The organism is Clostridium aminobutyricum (assembly GCF_017255415.1).
GTDB classification, from domain to species: Bacteria; Bacillota; Clostridia; order Peptostreptococcales; family Anaerovoracaceae; genus Aminipila; species Aminipila aminobutyrica.
On record NZ_JAFJZZ010000001.1, the window covers coordinates 1,224,941 to 1,242,775 of the forward strand.

Sequence of the window (17,835 nt, forward strand, 5' to 3'; positions counted from 1 at the left end):
AATAAATTTATTAGATTTGCGTCTTTTTTACACAAAACTACATATTATTATACTATGAAACGACAACTATTTAAATAGTTCCAATTATTACAATACTATTACATTCGCGGACAGAGGTCTAATCCATTGATACTCCAGTGCTTCAGAACCTTTAAAATTCAATCTGAAGCTTGATTTTTTCCAAAGGCTCTGTCATCACTTCAGCAATGGATTTTACCGAATACGGGATTCGACAATTATATTCCGCTAAATAAAAGGATTGCTGTTGAACCATCGGAACGATAATATAATTTTTTACTTTAATAAAAGTATTGAACTCCCTTTTATTAACCCCTTCATTATACTTATTGACAAGCCATATTATTTTTTGTCCTTTCATCTCAAGATTTTTCATCTGGCATAAAGAAGGATATCCAGAAATAAGTTTGGAGGGGAGCGGGTCAATTACAAAAATAATCAAATCCATTTCCCGGATAATCTCTTCTGTATCATGAGAGGTCGTTAGATCGCAAACGATGATGTCCGCAGTAATATTATTAATAATCCTGCACATCTCAATCGGCTCAATCTTTATGTTGTCTCTATACTGACCCGTCATGGAAGGGACACGCAGCGCCCAATTTATTTTTTCATCCAGATTTACCAATCCGCTAACGGAACGTCCTTCCTTCATTTCATGATAAAAATCATAGAAAGCACGGCCTGCAAACCGTTTGTCCATCCCAAGACTGTCATATATATAGCGTTCACTGGAGCTATCTGTGCACGCCTCAACGAAAGCGACACGCTGGCCCTTTTCTTTTGAAAGGTGTTTTGCTAAAGAAGACGAAATAAAACTTGTCCCTGCACCTGCACTCATCCCTACTATTCCGATTTTTTGTCTGCTTTTCTTTGCAGCATAAAGCTCCTCTGCCTCTTCCCTTACAAATATTCGATTCACATACATCCCTCCTTCTTATTTGTAAGTATTATTTAAACATAATTTACATTATATGTAAATAAAATTCTTCTGATTTATCCCCTAGTTACAGCAAGCGATATGTCCTGCATAATATAAAAGACTGCTTCTTCTCGAAACAGTCTCTACTCTCCTATTATAAATCTTATTTACAAGCTTCTTTCATTTCTCTAACATAGTGATATAAATGCGGGCCTGCATCGGCCCCATATTTTTCGATAATCTTCACAATTGCACTCCCGACGATGACACCATCCGCATCCTTCGAAATGGCTTTCGCCTGATCGGGGGTATTGATTCCAAAGCCTACTGCACAAGGAGTATCGGTCGCCTCCTTCACGGCGTTTAAAATAGCGGTCAAATCTGTTTTGATTTCACTTCGCATCCCGGTAACGCCCATGGACGAAACAATATAGACAAATCCGGTTGATTCCTTGGCAATCATCTTGATTCGTTCTTCGGAGGTCGGTGCAATCAAGGAAATGATATCAATCCCTTGCTGTTTTGCCAATTCGGTCATTTCGCCTCGTTCTTCAAACGGAAGATCCGGAATAATCATACCATCCACTCCTACAGCCTTGCATTTTTCAAAGAATTTTTCATATCCATAACTGAAAATCGGATTGAGGTAAGTCAAAAAGACAAGCGGAATATCACTCTCCTTTCTCACCAATGCAACAAGATCAAATACCTTATCCGTATTGGCTCCTGCCGACAAAGCACGAATATTTGCTTCCTGAATCACAGGGCCCTCTGCTATCGGATCGGAAAAAGGAATACCGATTTCGATTAAATCTGCCCCCGCCCGTTCCATTTCCAGAATAAAGTCTTTGCTTTGCTCTATCGTCGGATCTCCTGCTGTTAGAAATCCGATAAACGCTTTTCCTTTTCCCTCTTTATGTGCAAATGCACGTTGAATCTTACTCAACGATCTCCACCCCCCTATATCTGGCAATTGCGGCCACATCCTTATCCCCTCTTCCGGATAAGCACAGAATGATACTATCCCCTTTGCTCATAGTTGGTGCCAGCTTCATCACATGGGCAACGGCATGTGCACTCTCAATGGCCGCTATGATCCCCTCCGTTCTGGCTAGATATTCAAATGCTCTTACTGCCTCTTCATCCGTTACCGGTACATATTCTGCCCGACCGATGTCATGCAAGTGCGCATGCTCCGGTCCGATTCCCGGATAATCCAGGCCAGCAGAAATGGAGTAAACCGGTGCAATCTGTCCAAAATCATCTTGGCAGAAATACGATTTCATGCCATGGAAGATACCCAGTCTGCCGTTTGCAATAGTCGCTGCATTCATGTCGGTATTTACGCCATGTCCAGCTGCTTCACAACCGATCAGTCTTACTCCCTCATCGTTTATAAAATTATAGAACATACCCATTGCATTGCTGCCTCCGCCTACGCAAGCAATGACCGCGGCCGGCAGTTTACCCTCCCGTTCCAAGATTTGTTCTCTCGCTTCTTTGCTGATAACACTCTGAAAATCTCGAACCATCATCGGGAACGGATGAGGCCCCATAACGGATCCCAATACATACGCCGTATCTTCCACCCGTGTCGTCCATTCTCGAAACGTTTCATTGACGGCATCCTTCAGGGTCATGGTGCCGCTGGTTACCGGATGCACTTTTGCACCCAGAAGCTCCATGCGATACACATTGAGTGCCTGTCGCTCCGTATCCTCCTTGCCCATAAAAATCTCACATTCCAAGCCAAGCAACGCGGCGGCTGTTGCAGTTGCTACACCATGCTGACCGGCTCCGGTTTCCGCTATAATACGCGTTTTACCCATTTTTTTAGCCAACAAAGCCTGTCCCAATACATTGTTAATCTTATGGGAGCCTGTATGATTTAAGTCTTCGCGCTTTAAGTAAATCCTGGCTCCTCCTAAATCGGTTGTCAGCTTTTCAGCATAGTACAGTAAAGACGGTCTGCCCGCATATTCCTTAAGAAGTTTATTCAATTCATCATTAAATTCTTCATTGTACTTATATTTTTCGTAACATTCCTCTAAATGAATGATTTCATTCATCAACGTTTCGGGAATGTATTGTCCGCCATGAACACCATATCGTCCTTTAGACATCTCTTACCCTCCTTATAAACTCTTCTATTTTATGTTGATCCTTTTTCCCGTCACTTTCCACTCCGCTGCTCGTATCGACAGCAAATGGATTTGCAGTTCTGATTGCCTCTTCTACATTCTCACAACGAAGTCCTCCTGCCAGAAAAAAGGCTTTTTCTAAATTTCCGATCAAGCTCCAGTCGAAATGGTGTCCGGTTCCTCCGCTCCCATGATCCAACAGCAAATAATCTGCGGCACTTTCCTGCGCCTCTACAATATCCTCGCGGCTGTTTACTTGAACGGCTTTGATAATCGGCACATGAATCTTATCTTTTAAAGTTTTGATATAATCTTCACTTTCCTGCCCATGAAGCTGCACCATGTCAATGATTCCCGCATCCATTATTGATATAATTTGTTCCAGTGGTTCATTGACAAATACCCCTACCGCTTGTATCTTCGGATTCAATTTTTTTCGTAGCTCCTTTGCTTGCTCCGCCGTTACTTTTCTTTTACTTTTTGCAAAAATAAATCCGATAAAATCCGGTTCTGCCTCGTTCACAAAATCGATATCACACATTCTGGACAGTCCGCAAATCTTTACCTTCGTCATCCTTTCATCCCCCTGAGCTCCTGCAGCCGTATTTTTTTATCGGAACTTCTCATCAACGTTTCACCAATCAGCACCGCGTTCACACTGTTTTTTCGTAGGAGCGCAATATCTCCGGCGGTTGTTATACCGCTTTCCGATACAAAAATCTTATTGGACGGAACCAACTCTCTCAGCCGGATGCTTGTCTGAAGCTCCACTTCAAAGGTTTTTAAGTCTCTGTTATTGACACCAATGATTCTTGCACCGGCTGCTAAAGCACTTTTTACTTCCTCTTCCGTATGCGCCTCTACAAGAGCAGAAAGCCCCAAACGGTCTGCAATTTCAATATATTCTTTCAATGTATCCGTATCAAGCAATGCACAAATGAGTAAAACAGCAGAGGCTCCTAGTATTTTTGCTTCATAAATTTGATAGGGGTCAACGGTGAAGTCCTTTCGCAGGATCGGAATCGTGACAATTTCACTGACTTCCTTCAAATAGTGATCGCTGCCTAAAAAGTATTTTGGTTCCGTTAAGACCGATATACAGGAAGCTCCGGCATCTTCATATTCCTTTGCAATACTCAAATACGGGAACTCTTCATCGATCATCCCTTTTGAAGGAGAAGCTTTTTTAATTTCGCAAATAAAAGATATTCCTTCTGACTGCAAAGCCTTTTCAAAAGGAAATCCGGTATCGGAAGGATATGCCTCAGCTTCTGCTTTTACGATTTTTATCGGTTTGCTTTCCTTTAGCTGTTCTACCCTCTTTCTGGTGCTGTCAGCTATGCGTTCTAAAATCATCCTATCTCACCCCTTCTACTATGGACATTAACTATTGGACATTCGAACAAACTGTTCAAGCTGCTCTTTCGCTTTTCCGCTGTCAATGATTTCTTCCGCCAATCGGATTCCTTCCTGAATCGAATCCACTTTCTTGGCTATATACAATGCCGCTGCTGAGTTTATTAACACGGCATCTCTCTTCGGGCCTTGTTCTCCGTCTAGTATTCGTCTTGTAATCCCGGCATTTTCCTCCGGCATTCCTCCCACCAAATCCCCTTTTGAACAACGACGGAGACCAAAATCCTCCGGAACAATTTTGTAGGAATGGAGTTCTCCATCTTTAATCTCACACACTGTGGTTGGTGCGCTCATAGAGATTTCATCCAATCCGTCATTTCCGTACACCACCATGGCATGTTGAACGCCTAAATTTAAAAGCACTTTTGCCAGAGGTTCTACCAAAGCTTCATCATACACACCCATCAGCTGCATTTTAGCGCCTGCCGGATTAGAAAGAGGACCTAATATGTTAAATACCGTTCGAATTCCAAGTTCTCTTCTGACAGGGCCCACATGTTTCATAGCAATATGATAGTTTTGAGCAAATAAGAAACAAATACCTATTTCCTGTAATAGGCTAGTGCTCTGCTCCGGTGAAATCATAATGTTTACGCCGAGCGCTTCCAACACATCCGCGGCCCCGCATTTACTGGAAGCTGCCCTGTTTCCATGCTTAGCCACGGCCACACCTGCCGCAGAAATTATCAGCGCAGAGGTGGTGGAGATGTTAAAGGAATTGGACTTATCCCCTCCCGTTCCAACAATCTCGAGAACATCCATTTCATGCAGCAATTTGATGCAGTGCTTTCTCATGCCGGCAGCGGAAGCTGTGATTTCGTCTATGGTCTCTCCCTTCATGCTAAGTGCCACTAAATAAGCACTTTTTTGTATATCGGTGGCCTGACCACTCATGATTTCATCCATGACAATCTCAGCCATTTTATAGTCCAAATTCTCTTTATTCGTTAATTTTACGATTGCTTCCTTAATCATAAGTACCTCTCTCTCTATTAAAAATACGGCTATCTCATCGCTACCTTTACACCCTTTATATCAAGCTTCATTTTCAATCTTGTTTACTTAGCGATAAAAAATTTTCTATTATTTTCTTTCCGTCCGGAGTCAAAATAGATTCCGGATGAAATTGCAGACCACATACCTTATATTCCTTATGCCGTATCGCCATCACTTCTCCGTCTTCACTTCTGGCAATAATCTGCAATGCCGGCGGCATCGCTTCTTCTACCGCGGCTAAAGAGTGATATCTGGCCACTTTTATTTCCTCCGGCAAACCTTTAAAAATTGCTGTATCGTTATCTATTTGTATCAACGATTGTTTACCATGCATTAATTGCTTTGCATATGACACCACTCCGCCGTACGCTTCACAAATCGCCTGATGCCCCAGGCATACGCCCAAAATTGGAATGCTCCCTCCCAATGCTCGGATTACCTCTATGCAGATTCCTGCTTCCGCAGGCCTTCCGGGGCCGGGAGAAAGTACAATGGCCTCTGGATTTAATGCTTGAATTTCTTCAACAGTCCGTTCATCATTTCGAATTACCTCGATATTTTCATGAATGGAACCGATCAGTTGATACAGATTATAAGAAAAGCTATCATAGTTATCAATCAGTACAATCATTATTCCAACCCCTCTCTGGCAATCCCAATGGCATGTATAACGGCTTGCGCTTTATTTAAACATTCCTGATGCTCCGATTCCGGAATGCTATCCGCCACAATTCCGGCCCCGGATCGAATAAATATTTTCCCGTTCTTTTTGAAAGCCAATCGAATGGCGATACAAGTATCCAAATTTCCTGTAAAATCGATATAGCCAATGGCTCCGCCATAAATTCCCCTTTTATTATTTTCCAATTCATTGATAATTTCACACGCTCTTATTTTCGGTGCTCCTGAAAGTGTTCCGGCAGGCAATATGGCATCCACCGCATCGATAGCGCTTTTATCCTCTTGGATTTCTCCCTCTATGGTAGAACCGATATGCATCACATGGGAGAATCGTTCAACAGAAAGGTACTGGTTAACCTTTACACTGCCGAACTTGCTGATTTTGCCCACATCATTTCTGCCCAAGTCGACCAACATATTATGTTCAGCCAATTCCTTTTGGTCAGCCAGCAGTTCACGCTCCAGCTGTAAATCTTCTTCTTCCGTTTTTCCTCGAGGTCTGCTTCCTGCTAGGGGAAACGTATTTAAAATGCCGTTTTCTAATTTTACTAGTGTCTCCGGTGATGCGCCTGCAATCTCAATGTCATCGCTGGAGAAGAAAAACATATAAGGCGAAGGATTTGTCGTTCTCAATACGCGGTATACATCCAGCAGACTTCCTTCGAATTCCGCTTCCAAACGATTGGATAGCACCACTTGAAAAATATCGCCCTCTTTTATATAATGCTTCGCGCGTTCCACCATCTGGCAAAATTCTTCTTTCGTAAAGAGTGGTTTTAATTCAGATTTTAAAACTGGTTTTGGCGTCAGCATCGCTTCTCCTGATTGAATCAGCTGCATTAAATTTTTCAATTCCATGACAGCTCTGTTGTATTCCGTCTCTAATTCCACTAATTTTGCATTCGCAATCAAAATAATCTTCTGCTTAAAATGATCGAAAGCGATGACCTTATCAAACAGCATTAAGTCTACATCTTTGAAGTTTTCTTCATCCCTTGCATCCAGTGTAAGGGATGGCTCTGCATATTTGATATAGTCGTATGAGAAATATCCTACTAATCCACCGGTAAAGGACGGCAGATAATCCATCTTTGGGCTCTTATTTTCATCGATGATATTTTTGATATAGTCTCCCGGTCTATCAGTTTGAACAGTAAAGGTTGTCCCTGAATTGATTTGTAACGCCCCGTTCGTACAAGTTAGTTCCAGCGTTGGATTAAATCCAAGAAACGTATACCTCCCCCATTTTTGCGTATCTTCCACACTTTCCAGCATATAGCAGTGCTTGCTGATCTTTTTTAGCTTTTTCAGTAATTCGATAGGGGTGCAGCTATCCGAATAAATCTCACAGCTAACAGGAATCACCTTATACTCACCGTTTCCTGCTATTTCTCTGGCTTCTTCTAATGTTGGTTTAAAATTCATACAATCCTCCTTTATTTCTGTAGGCGAAGGCAAATACAATAAAAAAACTCGCCCATGACGTTATAAATAACATCAAGGACGAGCGAACCAATCAACCCGCGGTACCACCTTGCTTTGCAGCGAACCACACACTTTGCAGAATACTAACATATTCCCGGCAACTGACGGATGCCTTCACGTCGCAGAATACTCAGCAATAATCATTGCTTTTGACTGCGCCCTCAGCGGTCCATTTAATAAACTGCGTTCTGCCTGGATTCCAGCTGCCCAAGCTCTCTGTAAGTGCACGATTTATTTTTATCTCCGCTTCAACGGTTTTCAATATTTACTTTTATTTAGTTGTTATCATACACAATAATAAGGTAACCGTCAATAGTTTTTTGTAAATATTCATAACTTTTTTATGGTTATTTGTTTAAAATCAACAAATGTTTTGTCAGATCAAATACTATCACAAGACTTTTTCGGTTTTGCCTCTGCTATTGTTTATATTGAACTCGTAGTTCTATTTGATCGGGCAACTCTTTCAATGAAGTCTCTGCAACCTGTAGAGGATAAGTCAAAATTTGGGTAAGAGCCGTTCCCGGTTCAGGATCTGAAAAATTAGCATAAACGGCAAGATTGGATACTCCGTCTTGTTCCTCAATTACCATTTTTTCAATTCTTACGTCAAATCCGGAGGTAGGTTTCTCACCTCTCGACACTAACACATATACTTTATCGCCAACGACACAGGCAAGTGCCCTTTCTAAATCCCTATACTCAGGAATAACCTGCCCAACAATGTCCTGTGGTATATCTTTATCACCCAGTACCTTAAAATCCACAGCCTCATCACCTCTGAACTGGTGCACCGCTAACATAGCCATTAACAAAATTACTATGATAAGGGCAATTATTATCCAACCCTTTTTGCTCGGCCTATGCAGCTTCTTTAAAATATTTCTCTCGCTCACAATCAAAACTCCCTTCGCCCGTAAATCTCATATGATATAGAAATTTATTCTCGAAGGGAGTTAAATATGCATGTAAATATTATATTTTTAGACAAAGCCTACAGGCTTTTCACAGCAGCAACAATATCCTCTGCCGTCATTCCATACTTTTTCTTCAGTTCATCCGGTTTTCCTGACTCGCCAAAGGTATCTTTTTGTCCGACCATCGCCATCTTCACAGGAGCATGCTGGCAAACGACTTCTGCAACCGCAGCTCCTAACCCGCCGATCACAGAATGTTCTTCTGCAGTGACAATTCCTTTTGTTTCCGTAGCTGCTTTAATGATGATATCCTTATCAATCGGTTTGATGGTATGCATGTCAATGACTCTCACGTCAAAACCTTCCGATGCTAAAGTTTCTGCTGCCATCATCGCCTCATTCAATAATATGCCGGTTGCGATGATGGTATAATCCTTACCTTGTCGTACACAGTTGCCTTTTCCGATTTCTATCGTAGAATTTTCATCATAAAGCACCGGAACAGCAGCTCTCCCCAATCGGATATATGCTGGTCCTTGGAACGCAACAGCCTGTCTTATCAGCTCTTTTGCAGACACAGCATCTCCCGGATTGATAACGGTCATTCCCGGAATGGTTCTCATCAAAGCGATATCTTCAAAAGTCTGATGGGATGCCCCGTCTTCACCGACCGTAATCCCTGCATGGGTTGCACAAACTTTTACGTTAGCATGGGGATAACCGATGGAATTACGGATAATTTCAAACGCCCTCCCAGCCGCAAACATCGCAAAAGTACTGGCACAAACAATCTTTCCCGACATCGCAAAACCTGTTGCCGTGCCATAAAGATTCTGTTCTGCAATACCCATATTAAAAAATCGTTCCGGAAACGTCTTCCCAAAGTCTGCTGTCATCGTAGATTTTGAAAGGTCTGCATCCATTACTACTAAATTGTCATATTTCTCTCCCAGTTCTATAAGAACCTGACCATACGCCTGCCTAGTTGCAATCTTATCTGCCATTACCATACACCTCCCAATTCTTTTACTGCGTTCTTTGCTTCTTCATCACTTGGTGCTTTTCCATGCCACCCGGCAATATCTTCCATAAAAGAAACACCTTTGCCCTTGATCGTCTTTGCGATAATTACCGTAGGCTTGCCGCTGAAGTTTCGCGCTTTATTGAATGCACTGATAATCTCTTCAAAATTATGCCCATCGATGCAGATCACATTCCATCCAAAGCTCTTAAATTTCTCATCTACCGGAGAAACGGTGATTACATCATCATTCTTACCATCAATCTGAAGTCCGTTCCAGTCAACGATCGCAGTCAGATTATCCAGTCCATAGTGAGCTGCAGCCATTGTTGCTTCCCACACAATACCCTCTTGAAGTTCTCCGTCTCCAAGCAATACATAAATTCTTCCTTCGCTTTCATCCAATCGGTTTGCAAGAGCCATACCGACTGCAACAGAAAATCCCTGTCCAAGGGAACCGGTTGACATCTCTACCCCCGGCACTTTTTTCATGTCCGGATGTCCTTGAAGCTTGGAGCCAAGTTTTCGAAATGTCAATAAATCTTCTTTCGGGAAAAACCCCTTTTCTGCTAATGCTGAATACAGTACAGGACCTGCATGGCCCTTTGAAAGGATAAATTTATCTCGTTGACCCATCTTCGGGTTTTCAGGATCTATATTCATTTCACGAAAATATAATGCGGTAACGATATCTGTTGCTGATAATGATCCGCCCGGATGCCCCGAGCCTGCAGCATGGACAGCTCTTATGATATCAATTCTGATATTATTTGCCATCTGTTCTAATTCTGGATATGCCATTTTCAATTCCTCCTTATTCCTTAAGCTTTTCTATACACTGCTATTCTTAGCCGTTGTTAAGACTTTTACCATAAACAATGGCAATTGCGCCATTCTCTTATATCTGCTTGGTTCCTTTACAAAGCGGTACAGCCATTCCAATCCATGATCCTGATAAAATTTTGGTGCCCGCTTTACTGTTCCTGCCCATACGTCAAGGCTTCCGCCAACACCTATGCCGGCGCAAACATGTTTGAATTCATCTCTATGTTCATAAATAAACTTTTCCTGTTTTGGCGCACCAAGGGCAACGCACAAAAACTCTGCGCCGGATTCATTGATCTCGTCCACCAATGCGGCCTCTTCCTCTTTTTTAAAATAACCGTCATGTGTTCCGGCGATCTTGAGGTTCGGATACTTGATTTGCATATTTTGAGCTGCCAGTTCCGCTACAGAAGCGCTTTCTGCGTTGGCCGGTTTGCTGCCGAGCAGATAAATCGATTTTCCGGTCTTCTCCAGATAAGCTAAAATACTGTTTAAGAAATCTACCCCCGTCACTCTTTCACTTAAAGGTTCTTTTATGATTTTGGATGCATACACAAGTCCGATTCCATCCGGAATAATCAAACCGGCTTCTTCAATTAACATTTTCAGCTCGGTATCCTTCGTTGCATTCATAATAATTTCCGAATTTGGTGTAACAATTAAGCTGCAGCCCGGAAGTTCCATCAACCCTTCAAATATTTCCATTGCCTGTTTATTATTTACCATATCCACAGGCACATCTAAAATCCTGATTCTTTTATTCTGTCCCATTACTTCACCATTAGTTCTTTTATCATCTGTTCATTTGTATCCAGTGCTTGATTCAACAGGCCTACTTTTTCTTGTACCCTTTTTTTTAGCACTTCTTTATTGATCATTGTTTTATTAAATTCATCCATAAAATCTTCATTGTTAAAATCGTAGATGGAGCACATGGCTTTCATCCCTATAGATTTCATAAAAGAATTAATTTTTGGATCATAAGAAATAGCGATCATCGGCACATCCATAATAGCAGCATGAATTAATGCATGCAGGCGTACTCCGATAAGTACATCCATGTTGCCGATAATGCTCAGCATCTCATCGGTAAGATATTTGTGTTTGATTGAACATACCATATTACCCAGCCTGCGCTCCAATTCATCAATCACCGTTACGTCCTCTGAATAGTGAAACGGGATTAAAACAATCTGCGCATCATACTCTTCCACGAGCCTCTCTACAGCAATACATAGTTCATCAATAAACTCACTGTCCTGCTTGCGTTCACGTATCGCAAACCCCACCGTTAATTTTTCTCTGCTGATCTCAATCCCTTCCTCTGATAATATTTTTTCTCCCATCTCCAATGGAGCAGGCTTAATTCTCAGAACGGGATCTGCTGTAACCGCAATTTTATTTCGAGGAAGACCGATTTCAGCAAGAAATTCCTTGGAGGCCTCATCCCGAACAACGATTCCGCTTACATTCGATAGAGTTCTTGCGGTCAATTTTCTATTCACTGCAGAGTTAATCGGACCGATGCCCTGACTATAGATAAAAATATTTTTGCGAAAAAATTGTGCCATCCACATGATCAGCAAATAATAAATGATGCTCTTTTTGCTGGTCACATCCTGAAGCAAACTTCCGCCGCCGCTTATCAGCAAATCACACTGCCTTACGGCGCGAATAATACTCTTCACAGATTTTCTATTGACAGACTTGACCCCATATTTTTCACCAGTCGATACAGGATCTTGAGAAAGCACTGTGATGTCAATATCTTCAAGCCGATCTTGTAAATTATCGACTACTGCTCGCAGGATTGATTCATCCCCGATATTATTAAAACCATAATATCCTGAAATTAGAATCCTATACATTAATTACCTGCCTCTTCCTTTTTTGCATAGCTTTGTATAAACGGAACCCACCGTTTAATGTAAAAATGATGTATTCCTTCAAATACCAAAATACCTACTATTCCCACGACCAGACCAAATACCAGCGAATAGCCTGTTCTCGCAAAGCCTAAATAGAGCGGCGTTCTGATATGCATAAACGTATTCACAACCGAAGTCATGCCGATCACACCTGCCAATCCGAAAATAACCGGCCATAATGGATACTTTCTGACAGAAGAATAGACCATCATCATGATTGCGGGGAACGCAAATAAAAATTCCTTATTGCGAGGTCTCGCAATCAGTGTATCTTCCAAATAATTTCTAAACAGCATTTCTATACTGGATACCTCAACGGCTGTCTCATGTCCGGTTCTTGCGATATAGTAATACCCCACTCCTGCCATGATAGCTCCTAAGATAAGCATCCATACTTTGATCGTTGTATTCAGCAGTTCCCTTATATCCCGAACTTCTAAAGTCGTGGCTGTTTTCTTCGACGAGTTATATCCGTAGTATGCCAGATAAATTACACCGAAATAGGCGATTGGCAGCAATTGTGCCAGCTTTACTCCTCTAAACACATCAATTTCCAGCATGTATTTTGTAGAAGAAATAGGAGCTGCAGTCATCATCGCCCCCATCATGGCTACCAATACGCATGCGATTAAGGTTAGTCCAGCTAACTGAACGATTTTAAGCAATGGCGTATCCGGTTTCAATCTATTGCTAAATTCTTTACTTAACCTGGTGAACAGGGTGACGGCTAAGCAGGCAAAAATCACTGCTGCCGAGAAGCTCAACAGGATTTCAAACGTATTGGGAATCACATAGGATGCAGCCAGTGCACCTAGTACTCCTAATCCTCCAAGAACCAGTGTTTCTCTTCTCCTTATTGGCGTAAAGGCACGAAGAAGCAATAGCGTTCCTGCCACACAACCGAAGGACATCAAAAGTTTCAGAACAGTACTTACTTCATAGTTCTTCATAGTAGAAGCCGAACCATAAGTGAATCCTTCATTGGCTAACCGCTTCTCAAGATTCTGGAACATTTCCTTGTATTCACCCATATCCGTTACATATGTAAACAAGTCTTTATTTTCTTTAATAGGCTTGTAATAAATAACTCTTATGTTTCTCTCTGTAACAGATCTGAAAAGAGTATTTTCAATTTCTTTAGCGCCTTCATATCCGTAAAATTGGTATCGATACTGAATATAATCCCAAACCGAGAATACACGAACCGCATTATAGTCATTATCTTTTGCAATGTCTTCTACACCATACTGTAGGATATTCTGAAGCTGTGTTGTATTTTCAATTAAGCCAAGCTTAATATGGTTTTCGTTTATGTATTTTTCAGCGAATTGGATTCCGTCATCATGCCCAATGACACTATCGCCGCCTGCAATTAAATATTCCGGCACAATACCATATTGCTTATAGCCGGCCACGACTGCTTTTGCATATTTATCGCCATTAAATCCATCATAGCACAACGTTCTTGGAACGACTTCCATACCCAGGTTTTGAACCGTCGCTACTTTCTCCGGCAATAAACCCAAACTTATGTACATGATTTTAGAACCGATCACTTCTGTTTTCTGTGAAAATCCACCTTTTCTTGAATCCATCAGTTTATAAGGTTCTTTATATAGGGCGTTCTTCGAATTACCGTCGATCACGGCATAGGCCTCTCCATTCAGCTCAATCGTAAAATATTTATCTTTTTCGAAACGCTGTTGGATGGCAGGAAGTACAAAATCAACAGCTTCCTGTGTTCCCATTTTAATAAGTACATCGTATTTATCGTATCCATGCTTGTCCAACGCATCAATAAACGCTTGCGGATAATCCTTTTCCCAGTTGGCTTCCTGCATCACTTGATCCATCACTTTACCGCTGACATGCATATTGGAGTCGTCTTCCATTAAGCTCGAAATACTTTCCTCTAAAACACCTATCTTCGTGATATTCAGCTGGTCCCGAAATTGCTTCAGCCAATAAGACACCGCTTTATGGGTCTGATCCGCCATCAAATTAATTTCATTATAATCTGCGACGATATCGTACGTTTTATTATTTTGTTCAATGGCAAATCGATTGCCGATGGAAACCCCTGAAACAAGTGTAAAAATACAAAGTGCAATAATCAAGAACTTGTTTTCCCTAAAAAATAACCTCATATGTAACTCCTTTAAACTACTGTATGCTATATACCCCTCTAACCATTACCCATATATCGGTTGTTGCTGTGATTCCTCTCCCATCTTCACGGGGAATCAACAATAAATGATTTAATCCCACCGCCTGTCCGGTCATTAAATCAGTTCCCGCCGTGATATCTGAAACACCATTGGAGCTATTTCCGATGGCCGTTGCTTCTCCGCTTCGTAAAATGACTTCCGTACCGACACCGCCAATTAGTTTTTGCCCCGGCGTCAAACTGATAGGGGTATAGGAAGATTTACTATCTACGTAGCTTTTTGTCACGATTGGGTCCGTTTCTGAACCAGGGTCACTCGTTGCAGCCACGGCAACTGTGATTCCCAATACCAATGTCAAAACGGTTACTACAGTTAAAATCATGCTTTTTTTCATATGTACCTCCGATTTGTCTCTTGTATCTACTTCTGATTTCTTCTTATTTTATTTCTTAAAACTATCCACCACGTTAAAACGTGGCGGATATCTATATTTTAATTATCGCACTTAAGTCATAGTAGGGTTTTGCGCAATTCCTAAACTAACGGTCAATGCCTCATTTACATTAGGAAGAAGTTCTTCATCTATGGTTCCGATTCTCTCTTTCAGTCTTTTTTTATCAATTGTTCTGAGCTGTTCGAGTAAAACCACCGATTTCTTACTTAATCCATTATCTTTAGCATCTATTTCAACGTGTGTAGGCAGCTTTGCTTTATTCAGCTGTGAAGTAACAGCTGCTACGATTATCGTAGGACTGTATTTGTTGCCCACATCATTTTGTACGACAAGAACGGGTCTTATACCCCCCTGTTCAGAGCCTATGACCGGACTTAGATCTGCGAAATAAATGTCGCCTTTTTTAACTAACAAGTCACTCACTCTCCATCATTATTCAGTTAATCTCTTTTATCATTTTATCCCATTATTTTTTTAATAGCCAAAGCACTCATGCTTGCTATATCCCTAGCAACCAAGCCATATTCCCCAAAGCTTTCTGTTCCTAAATCGCCTGCAAGGCCATGAATATAAACGCCTGCCTTGGCTGCATCCTCAGGCTCGAGGCCCTGACCCGCTAAGGCTGTAATGATTCCTGTAAGGACATCTCCTGAGCCTCCGGTTGCCATGCCTGGATTACCTGTAGTATTAGTATATGAATCACTGTTTGGCATTGCCACAATAGTACCTTCCCCTTTTAAAACTACTATTGCATTCGTTGCTTGAACCAAATGTTCCGCCAGTTCCTGTCTTTCCATCTTTTTTGCCTCAGATGGCCTTATTTGAAGGAGTCGGGCTGCTTCACCGATATGCGGTGTAATAATAACCTTGCAAGCTGCCTTCTTCAATTGTTCAAATAAATGACTGTGCGAAATTTGATTGAGCCCGTCCGCATCCAATACCAACGTTTTATCATATCCAGCCAATATGGTTTTAATCAACTCTGCATTATTCGAATCCTCCCCTAGTCCCGGGCCCACCGCAATCGCGTCATATTGCCGCAAGTCCATATTCAGAGACGTTCTTGGAATACAGGTAGCTTCAGGTACGCTAACCTGAATGATTGTAAAAAGCTCTTCGGGTACCGCTATTCGAACCAGACCGGCACCGCTTCTAAGAGCCCCCCATCCGCACAGAACAGCAGCACCTGCCATCCCAAAGGACCCCGCAATCAAGAGAACTTTACCACAATCGCCTTTATGTATGTCCCTTTTTCGTCTCTTGATTACAGTATTTACATATTCTTCTGTAATTAAACCTTGATTCTTCATTTTTTTATTTAAATTCCTAAAATAACAGACGCCATTAAGAAATACGTTACAACAGAAACCATATCCGTAAGTGAGGATATCATCGGTGTTGCCATGAGCGCAGGGTCAATACCGATCTTTTTAGCCAACATCGGGAGCATGCTTCCAATCACCTTTGCCGCTATGACAATGACTAACATAGCTCCGCATACCGTTAAAGCAACCCAAGGCCCCTGACCGTCAAGCCAGCAGATTCTGGCAAAATTCAGCGAGCTTAAAATTACTCCTACAATAATACTGACACGAACCTCTTTCCATAAAACGCGTCCAAAATCAGATAGCTCCAGCTCATCCACGGACATTCCACGTATAATCAAGGTCGCTGATTGTGAGCCTGAGTTTCCTCCGGTACCCATCAGCATTGGCATATAGGCTACCAAACTAATAACGCTGGACAGCATATCCTGAAAACTGGCAATAATACCGCCTGTAATGACATAGGAACACATTAGCACGAACAGCCACGGAATTCTCGATTTCACATGGTGAAATACGCTCATATCTAAATATTCTTTATCGGAATGGTCAATAACGCCGGCCATTCTTTCAATATCTTCGGTTGTTTCTTCTTCAATGACGTCCAAAATATCGTCGACCGTAATGATGCCAACCAGGCGTTCTTCCTTATCGACTACCGGTATAGCGAGGAAACCGTACTTCCTAAATGTTTCCGAAACTTTTTCCCGGTCATCATACACGTTTACACTGACAAAATCCTCATGCATCAATTCGTCTATTTGAAGATTATCCTCAGAAATCACAAGGTTTCTTAAGGAAACAATGCCAAGCAATTTCCGTCCATTATCTTTTACGTAACAGGTATATACCGTCTCACTATCCATTCCTTCTTTTTTAATATAGGCTAATGCCTCAGCGACGGTCATATTTTTCTGCAAACTAATATAATCAGGTGTCATCAGACTGCCTGCGCAGTTATCCGGATAGTTTAGAAAGGTGTTGATTAACTTTCTTTCATCTTTCGATGTCTTTTCCAGAATCTTGTCCACTACATTAGCAGGCAATTCTTCCAATACGTCAATCATATCATCGAAAGCAAGCTCATCCATGATAAATTTGATTTCTTTATCGGTAATAACATGAATTAATTCTAATTGATCATCAATAGGGAGATAGGAAAAAACCTCAACAGAAACGCTTTTAGGCAAAGTTCTGAAAATGATAACGGTTTTTTCTACTCCTAAATTTTCCATTATTTCTTCTAATATTTCGGCTATATCCACTTCATTATTTTGAAGCAAAATATCTCTAGCCTTTCCATACTTTTTTTCTTGAAGAAGTGCCAAAATTTCTTCCAGCATTTCTCCGAATGTCTTTTCTTGTTCCATTGGAAAGCACCTCTTTTCTTTTTTGGGTGAATTCCAAGTTTATATCATGAGTTTTACTCAATCAGCAAAAACTGTGAATTCACCTGCATTATTCTCATGTAACTATTGTTCCGTATAGGACTCGGACCATTCTCCACAGTTTTCACTTCCTTTCATCCTCTTTCATTT

18 protein-coding genes are annotated in these 17,835 nt (G+C 41.5%); all 18 read right to left on the reverse strand.

The genetic code is table 11. The annotated features are described in order from the left end of the window. Positions 1–151: 151 nt before the first annotated feature. The 18 genes from JYB65_RS05835 to mgtE all read right to left on the reverse strand — a co-directional run bounded on the left by JYB65_RS05835 (position 152) and on the right by mgtE (position 17,667). On the reverse strand, positions 152–940 hold the full coding sequence (locus JYB65_RS05835) for a P-loop NTPase family protein (protein ID WP_206581648.1): 789 nt from the start codon (positions 938–940) through the stop codon (positions 152–154). 163 nt (positions 941–1,103) lie between these two features. Beyond that, positions 1,104–1,886 carry a tryptophan synthase subunit alpha gene (gene trpA / locus JYB65_RS05840; RefSeq protein WP_206581649.1) on the reverse strand — a complete coding sequence of 261 codons (783 nt, stop codon included), beginning with the start codon at positions 1,884–1,886 and terminating at the stop codon, positions 1,104–1,106. Then, positions 1,879–3,063, reverse strand: coding sequence for a tryptophan synthase subunit beta (trpB, locus tag JYB65_RS05845; RefSeq protein ID WP_206581650.1), 1,185 nt, complete (start codon positions 3,061–3,063; stop codon positions 1,879–1,881). Before trpB ends, trpA begins: the two co-directional genes overlap by 8 nt. Beyond that, entirely contained in the window at positions 3,056–3,655 is a 600-nt protein-coding gene (locus tag JYB65_RS05850; protein ID WP_206581651.1) for a phosphoribosylanthranilate isomerase, read from the reverse strand. The genes trpB and JYB65_RS05850 overlap by 8 nt, the downstream gene beginning before the upstream one ends. Then, the gene (trpC, locus tag JYB65_RS05855; protein ID WP_206581652.1) at positions 3,652–4,437 is read right to left on the reverse strand and encodes an indole-3-glycerol phosphate synthase TrpC; all 786 of its coding nucleotides are present in this window, start codon (positions 4,435–4,437) and stop codon (positions 3,652–3,654) included. The genes JYB65_RS05850 and trpC overlap by 4 nt, the downstream gene beginning before the upstream one ends. 27 nt (positions 4,438–4,464) lie before the next feature. Continuing rightward, on the reverse strand, positions 4,465–5,472 hold the full coding sequence (trpD, locus tag JYB65_RS05860; RefSeq protein WP_206581653.1) for an anthranilate phosphoribosyltransferase: 1,008 nt from the start codon (positions 5,470–5,472) through the stop codon (positions 4,465–4,467). A 73-nt stretch (positions 5,473–5,545) separates the two neighbouring features. Further along, the gene (locus tag JYB65_RS05865; protein ID WP_206581654.1) at positions 5,546–6,124 is read right to left on the reverse strand and encodes an anthranilate synthase component II; all 579 of its coding nucleotides are present in this window, start codon (positions 6,122–6,124) and stop codon (positions 5,546–5,548) included. Further along, positions 6,124–7,599: an anthranilate synthase component I gene (trpE, locus tag JYB65_RS05870; protein ID WP_206581655.1), complete on the reverse strand. Its 1,476-nt coding sequence runs from the start codon at positions 7,597–7,599 to the stop codon at positions 6,124–6,126. The genes JYB65_RS05865 and trpE overlap by 1 nt, the downstream gene beginning before the upstream one ends. A 479-nt stretch (positions 7,600–8,078) precedes the next feature. Beyond that, positions 8,079–8,555: a protease complex subunit PrcB family protein gene (locus tag JYB65_RS15100; protein WP_206581656.1), complete on the reverse strand. Its 477-nt coding sequence runs from the start codon at positions 8,553–8,555 to the stop codon at positions 8,079–8,081. A 98-nt stretch (positions 8,556–8,653) separates the two neighbouring features. Further along, complete coding sequence (locus tag JYB65_RS05880; RefSeq protein ID WP_206581657.1) at positions 8,654–9,580, reverse strand: transketolase family protein; 927 nt, start codon at positions 9,578–9,580, stop codon at positions 8,654–8,656. Next, positions 9,580–10,404 carry a transketolase gene (locus JYB65_RS05885; protein WP_342366624.1) on the reverse strand — a complete coding sequence of 275 codons (825 nt, stop codon included), beginning with the start codon at positions 10,402–10,404 and terminating at the stop codon, positions 9,580–9,582. Before JYB65_RS05885 ends, JYB65_RS05880 begins: the two co-directional genes overlap by 1 nt. Before the next feature lie 24 nt (positions 10,405–10,428). Beyond that, positions 10,429–11,193, reverse strand: coding sequence for a WecB/TagA/CpsF family glycosyltransferase (locus tag JYB65_RS05890; RefSeq protein ID WP_206581659.1), 765 nt, complete (start codon positions 11,191–11,193; stop codon positions 10,429–10,431). After that, a complete protein-coding gene (gene csaB / locus JYB65_RS05895) occupies positions 11,193–12,290 on the reverse strand; it encodes a polysaccharide pyruvyl transferase CsaB (RefSeq protein ID WP_206581660.1) in 1,098 nt (365 codons plus the stop codon). Before csaB ends, JYB65_RS05890 begins: the two co-directional genes overlap by 1 nt. Beyond that, positions 12,290–14,497, reverse strand: a complete 2,208-nt coding sequence (locus JYB65_RS05900; protein ID WP_206581661.1) for a DUF5693 family protein — start codon at positions 14,495–14,497, stop codon at positions 12,290–12,292. Before JYB65_RS05900 ends, csaB begins: the two co-directional genes overlap by 1 nt. Before the next feature lie 16 nt (positions 14,498–14,513). After that, positions 14,514–14,912: a hypothetical protein gene (locus JYB65_RS05905; protein ID WP_206581662.1), complete on the reverse strand. Its 399-nt coding sequence runs from the start codon at positions 14,910–14,912 to the stop codon at positions 14,514–14,516. Positions 14,913–15,023: 111 nt separating this feature from the next. Further along, a complete protein-coding gene (locus JYB65_RS05910) occupies positions 15,024–15,386 on the reverse strand; it encodes a type II toxin-antitoxin system PemK/MazF family toxin (RefSeq protein ID WP_206581663.1) in 363 nt (120 codons plus the stop codon). Between the two features lie 44 nt (positions 15,387–15,430). Next, a complete protein-coding gene (locus tag JYB65_RS05915; RefSeq protein ID WP_206581664.1) occupies positions 15,431–16,282 on the reverse strand; it encodes an NAD(P)H-hydrate dehydratase in 852 nt (283 codons plus the stop codon). A gap of 8 nt (positions 16,283–16,290) precedes the next feature. Next, complete coding sequence (gene mgtE / locus JYB65_RS05920; RefSeq protein WP_245156578.1) at positions 16,291–17,667, reverse strand: magnesium transporter; 1,377 nt, start codon at positions 17,665–17,667, stop codon at positions 16,291–16,293. Positions 17,668–17,835: the final 168 nt, after the last annotated feature.